This window comes from Bacillus sp. C30 (assembly GCF_040838255.1).
Classification (GTDB): Bacteria; Bacillota; Bacilli; order Bacillales; family Bacillaceae_G; genus Bacillus_A; species Bacillus_A mycoides.
The window spans coordinates 1-6,129 of sequence record NZ_JBFPJH010000198.1 but is presented as its reverse complement, the minus strand read 5'-3'; the positions used below and the strand labels follow the sequence as shown (position 1 = coordinate 6,129).

Sequence of the window (6,129 nt, the reverse complement as noted above, 5' to 3'; positions counted from 1 at the left end):
GAAAAATAGTATAGAAAAATGATTCCTATTCCTAGCAAAATCATAAAGAGTAGTACACAAAATAAAATATTTGCAGATATATACTTTTGTGCTGAAATAGAAGTACAACGTAGCATAGAGTTTTTTAGCATTTTTCGAAAAGACGATATACCTGTTAGAAGAATTGCGAATCCATTTATACCTAGTACGATAAAAAATATAATAATGATTATATCTTGCCTACCTGAAATTCTAGCTCCTGAAACTCCTTTCATATTAAATAAAAGAATTAATGAAACTGTAATAAATCCGAAGTAAATAATGGCTATTTTTCTCTTATTACAATTATACAGATAAAGAAAAAGCTGACTCATTTCTCATAGGCCTCCTTAAACAGCTCATGTACTGCTTTCCCCTTTTGAAATCGTAGTTCTTCCACATTTTCATGCAATATTATTTCTCCATCTTTCAAAAAGATTACTTCATCAAATATATTTTCGATTTCTCTTATTAAATGAGTTGATATAAGCAGCGTACAATCTTCACGATAAAATTTAAGGATTAGCTCAAGTACATGCTCCCTAGAAACGAGATCAATCCCGCCAAGCGGTTCATCCAGTACGTATAACTTCGCTTTTCGAGAAAATGTTAAAATGATTTGCAGCTTCTCAATCATCCCTTTTGACAATGCTTTAATTTTTTCTTCTAACGGTATTTTGAATTCCACAATCGTATCTACTGCTTTTTGAATATCGAAGTCTTTATAAAAATCTCTATAGAAAAATAAAGCATCTTTTACAGTCATCCAATCATCAAAGACTGGCTTATCGGACATAAATGAAACGATTTTTTTCGTCTCTAATCCTACCTTTTTACCATCTATTGTAATACTACCTTCAGAAGGGTGCTGCAAGCCTGCAATCATTTTCAATAACGTCGTTTTCCCGCTCCCGTTATCTCCAACAAGCCCAACGATTTTCCCTTCTGTAATCTCTATGTTTAATTCCCGGATTACTGCTTTCAATCCGTATCGCTTCCATAGATTTTCTATTTTTAATAGCTCTGTCATTCGTTCTCCTCCCGTTTCTTATTTAATGAAGAACTAAGAATTGAAAGAATTTCTTCTTCTGAAAAACCTAAATTGTCCATTCCATTTATAAAAGAATGAAGTAATTCTTTCGCCATATCTTTTCGCAACTCCATAATTTTCTCCCCTTCATTCGTTACATATCGCCCCATTCCTCTACGTGTTACAACAACTCCATCCCGTTCTAGTTCTTGAAATGTGCGTTGAATCGTATTTGGATTTACTTGTAATTCACTCGCTAATTCACGTACGGAGGGAATTTTATCGCCAGGCAATAAATGACCCGTTACAATTTCTTTCTTTGTGTATTCCATTACCTGAATGTAAATTGGTATATTTGGAGAAAACTCGATTTTCATTTCTCCACTCCTGTCTTAGTGTGTTAGTTAAATAGTACACTAAGACAAATTATATGTAAATACTCAACAACAAAAAATGTAATAAAAAGGCAGTGTAACTTTTCGTTACACTGCCTTCCTGTAATAAAATACAGGTAAATCTATTCTAATTATAGTTTCAATCGTTTGAATTCACATATAACCTTATGCGAAATTTATTTTACTTTTACTTGAGTTAGCACAGATTTAAACGTATTAATAACTGTATCTACTTCTTCATAACTAATTGTAAGGGATGGTTCAATACGAATTGTTTTTGAGTTAATTAATGTTCCCGCAACAAGAATACCTTGATCAAACATCGCCTTTGACACTTCATAACCAATCTCGTCTTTATGGAATTCAATCCCAATCATTAAACCTTGACCACGAATTTCAAAGATTTTATCTTCGTGCCCTTCTGCAGCTTGTTTCAATCCATTTAAGAAATACTCCCCAACTTCCATAGCTCGTTCCGGTAATTTCTCTTCCAATAATACATGGATTGTTGCAATTGCAGCAGCACATGCAAGAGGATTTCCTCCAAATGTCGTTGTATGCATAAATGGATTTTCAAACCAACTTTTGAATACTGTTTCTTTCGCAACAATAGCTCCCGCTGGCATTACACCTCCACCAAACGCCTTCGCAAGACAAATAATATCCGGCACTACATCATATAATTCTGCAGCAAACATTTTTCCTGTACGTCCCATTCCAGTTTGTACTTCATCAAAAATAAGGAGTGATCCAAACTCATCACAAAGCTCTCGTACTTGTTTCAAATAATTTTCTGGAGGTAAAATAATACCGCCCTCTCCTTGAATTGGTTCTAAAATAACTGCTGCAACATCTTCTCCTACTAATGCACATGTCTCAAATGTTTTTCTCATCATCTCAATATCGCCAAATGGAACGTGGCGAAAACCTGGAATCAATGGTAAGAATGGCTTACGGAACATTCCTTTTGCCGTTCCGGATAAGGAACCAAGACTCTTACCATGGAAGGCACGAGTTGTAGCAATGAACGTTGTTCGTTCACTATACATTTTTGCTAGTTTTAGTGCTGCCTCCACACTTTCTGTACCACTGTTTGTAAAGAAGGCATATTTCAAATCACCAGGTGTAATATCCGCTAAAATCTTTGCAAGCATTGCTCGAAGTGGATCCAGTAAATCCTGACTGTGCAATGCTTGACGTTTTAATTGATCTGTCACAGCTTTTACCACTTTCGGATTACGGTGACCAACATTATAAATTCCGAATCCACCTAAACAATCAATATATCTTTTACCGTTAATATCCATGAAACAAGATCCTTCATCTAACCATTCTACTGCTGCAAATTGTCCATCTTTTGTTACTGTTTTTCTATAAGCAAGAAAACCAGGATTCACATGCTCTCTAAATCCGTCTACTGTTTCTTTTTGAATCCAATTTGCCTCTTCTTCAGATACTTTTTCTTTTTCAATTAACTGTAGTACTTTCGTAATATACTCATTTATATTTGAACCTTTTACATCTTTCTCATTCAATTTATTTTCTACGTTCGTTCCCATCTAATTCACTCCTACATTTTTTTTATTTGCAAACCAGCCTATTGGTTCTACTTCTAGATTTATATTAATCTGCTTAATTTCTTGAAATTCTTCTAAACCAAACGTTCCTAGACTACGACCTATACCACTTTGCTTATATCCGCCCCAAGGTGCCTCATTATATGTTGGATGATAACTATTAATCCACGTAATTCCTGCGCGAAGTTTGCGAATCACACGCATTGCTTTTGCACCATCGACTGTAAATACTCCTCCAGCCAAACCATAGTCTGTACCGTTTGCCAACTCAATTGCTTCCTGTTCGTCTTTAAACTTTTGAATTACTACAACAGGACCGAAGATTTCTTCCTGGACAATACGCATATCAGGTTTTACATTGACAAAGACTGTTGGTTCAATAAAGAAACCATCACCTTTTCCATCCTCCATTATTCGTCTACCTCCGCAAGCAACGTTTGCACCTTCGTCTTTCCCAATTTCAATATAACGTAATACTTTTTCCATATGTTCTTGACTTACAAGTGGCCCCATTTCTGATTCTGGATTATCACCAGGCCCAACATTAATTTGCTGTGCTCGCTCTACAAAACTATTAACAAATTTATCATAAATATTTTCTTCGACAAGGATTCTTGATCCAGCTGAACATACTTGTCCGCTACCTGCATAAATACCGAATAGAGCATAATCAATAGCGGTCTCAAAATCTGCATCTGCAAAAATAATATTTGGAGATTTCCCTCCGAGTTCTAACGAAATCTTTTTCATATTATCAGCCGCTGTTCTCATAATGTGCTTACCTGTTTTTGTTCCACCTGTGAAGGAAATCATATCCACTTTATTACTCGCTGCAATTTCATTCCCTACTATTGGACCAGCCCCCATTACCATATTGGCAACACCTTTTGGTAGCCCTACTTTTTCAAGGATTTCGAATAGCTTTGTTGCAGTGATTGGTGTCACTTCAGAAGGTTTAAACACAATTGTATTTCCAGCTGCTAAAGCAGGTGCAATTTTCCATACACTCATCAATAGCGGATAATTCCATGGAACAATTAATCCACAAACACCAACTGGCTCTCTTACAACCATCGCTTGCATCGGATCGGCTACATGATATGTTTGACCATCTGGCTTTGTAATCAATCCGGCATAATAGCGAAAACAAGCCGCTGCATCTCCAATATCTCCTTCTGCCTCACGATACGTTTTTCCATTATCCATTGTTTCAAGGTATACTAATTCTTCCATATTTTTATCAATTTCATCTGCTATTTTAAATAAATATGATGCCCTTTCAGCAGTGGATGTTGCTGACCAAATTCCGCTATCGAAAGCCGTTCTTGCCACTTCTATCGCGTATTTTGCATCCTCAATCGTTCCCTCAGGTGCATATGCTATACCCTTGCCATTCGCAGGGTTAATAATCGTTCTTTTCTCTTGATTACTAGACTCTCTCCATTCACCGTTTACATACATTTTTAAATCTAGCACTATATTGAATCCCCCTTCATCGATCGTTTATATATTTATAAGCAATTTTCATGCCAATATTTAAAATCCAAAGGAATCATACATAAACTGACTATTTTCTTAAAAACAATAAACAATTTATGCACTCTCGCATACACTATTCCATTTTGCATAAAACGGAATGTTAATCATTTCCGCTACCGCCTTCACCACGCGGGACTTGACTCCTAGAGAATATGCACATGCTGAGCGCACACAAAAAGGAGAAGTCTATGTGACCTTCTCCTTTTTTAGGAATAAGAGATGATATCAGCCGCTATCCCTTTTTCACTAACAATTTTTTGATATTTACGACTCACTGAAGATTGGCTGATTCCAAGAGCTTTTGCAGCCTTAGTCGTTGTTTTATACTGCTTCATTGCAAGTAAAATCAATTGTTCTTCTACAGAATGTAGTGCTTCTTGTAATGGTAATACTCTTGTAATAACTGGTTTTGATTTTTTAAAGTCATAACCAGTTGTTAAAAACTTACTAACAAACTCCGCTTCAATTACTGGATCGTCTGCTGATACTACTAAACGTTCAATCATATTTTGTAATTCACGTACATTTCCTGGCCATGAGTAAAACTCTAGTAAGCTAAGCGCATCTGGAGTTAAATGATAATTTTTATTATATTTTTCATTTAACTGTTGCAAGAAATGAAAGGCAAGTACCGGAACATCTTCCATTCGCTCTCGTAGAGGAGGCACTCGCAACGGAATTACATTTAGCCGATAAAACAAATCTTCACGGAATGTTCCAGATTCCACCATCTTTTCAAGACTCTTATTTGTAGCAGCAATAATTTGTACATTTATTTTCGTAGGGATTGTACTTCCAATAGGAATTACTTCTTGTTCTTGCAAGACTCTAAGCAATTTCACTTGCAAATGTAAAGGCATTTCTCCAATTTCATCTAAAAATAAAATACCTTGATCCGCCCGCTTAAAATATCCTTCTTTTCCATTTTTATCGGCTCCTGTAAAAGCACCTTTCGTATAACCAAATAGTTCACTTTCTAGCAAAGTTTCTGGAATTGCACCACAATTTAATTTTAAAAATGGCTTTGAAGATCGGTTTCCAAGTTGATGAATTGCCTGAGCAATTACTTCTTTTCCGACACCAGATTCTCCAGAAATAAGAACATTGGAAGAAAAATCTGCTATTTTTTTAGCTTGGTTAATAATTTGCTCCATTTTCGGACTACAGTAAATAAGCTTCTTAAGAAAACGATCTTTATTTTTAAAGTCATCTAACTCCTTCTTATATTGCTCTGATATCTTCTTTATTTCATGTAATTCCGTCTTCAATCTCGTTGCTTCGGTAATATCCCTTGAGGCAATAATAATACGATGAAGCTCTCCGTTTTCATTAAATACAGGGTTTCCAACTGCTAATATTTTTCTTCCGCTTTTTGTTTCTTGTACAACTGATACCTTTTTTTGTTTTTCCAACACTAATCGCGTAACAGACGGACTGAATAATCCTTTATTTTCTAATTCTAAAAGATTTTTTCCTAAAAGGTCTTTCAAACTCCCCCCCAAAAATCATTGATAACAGTTTCACTATAACGAATTAATTCCCCTTTATGATTAACAACTAATATTTCATC

Annotated in this window: 4 protein-coding genes and 2 pseudogenes; all 6 read right to left on the bottom strand. The window is 35.4% G+C overall.

Annotation, left to right across the window (positions count from 1 at the left end; translation table 11 throughout):
- Positions 1-353 (bottom strand): annotated as a pseudogene (locus AB3X49_RS16110) (ABC transporter permease); the annotation flags it as partial.
- Positions 350-1,048, bottom strand: a complete 699-nt coding sequence (locus tag AB3X49_RS16105) for an ABC transporter ATP-binding protein (RefSeq protein WP_002086785.1) — start codon at positions 1,046-1,048, stop codon at positions 350-352. The pseudogene AB3X49_RS16110 and the gene AB3X49_RS16105, both read right to left, overlap by 4 nt.
- On the bottom strand, positions 1,045-1,425 hold the full coding sequence (locus AB3X49_RS16100) for a GntR family transcriptional regulator (RefSeq protein WP_367963308.1): 381 nt from the start codon (positions 1,423-1,425) through the stop codon (positions 1,045-1,047). Before AB3X49_RS16100 ends, AB3X49_RS16105 begins: the two co-directional genes overlap by 4 nt.
- Before the next feature lie 194 nt (positions 1,426-1,619).
- Positions 1,620-3,002, bottom strand: coding sequence for a putrescine aminotransferase (locus AB3X49_RS16095; protein WP_367963306.1), 1,383 nt, complete (start codon positions 3,000-3,002; stop codon positions 1,620-1,622).
- Complete coding sequence (locus AB3X49_RS16090; protein WP_002064401.1) at positions 3,003-4,496, bottom strand: aldehyde dehydrogenase family protein; 1,494 nt, start codon at positions 4,494-4,496, stop codon at positions 3,003-3,005. It abuts the gene before it with no gap.
- 269 nt (positions 4,497-4,765) lie between these two features.
- Positions 4,766-6,129, bottom strand: a pseudogene (locus AB3X49_RS16085) (sigma-54 interaction domain-containing protein); the annotation flags it as partial.

Coding starts and splice junctions, on each gene's coding strand:
- AB3X49_RS16105 (WP_002086785.1), bottom strand. CDS start 1,048: ATGACAGAGCTATTAAAAATAGAAAATCTATGGAAGCGATACGGATTG.
- AB3X49_RS16100 (WP_367963308.1), bottom strand. CDS start 1,425: ATGAAAATCGAGTTTTCTCCAAATATACCAATTTACATTCAGGTAATG.
- AB3X49_RS16095 (WP_367963306.1), bottom strand. CDS start 3,002: ATGGGAACGAACGTAGAAAATAAATTGAATGAGAAAGATGTAAAAGGT.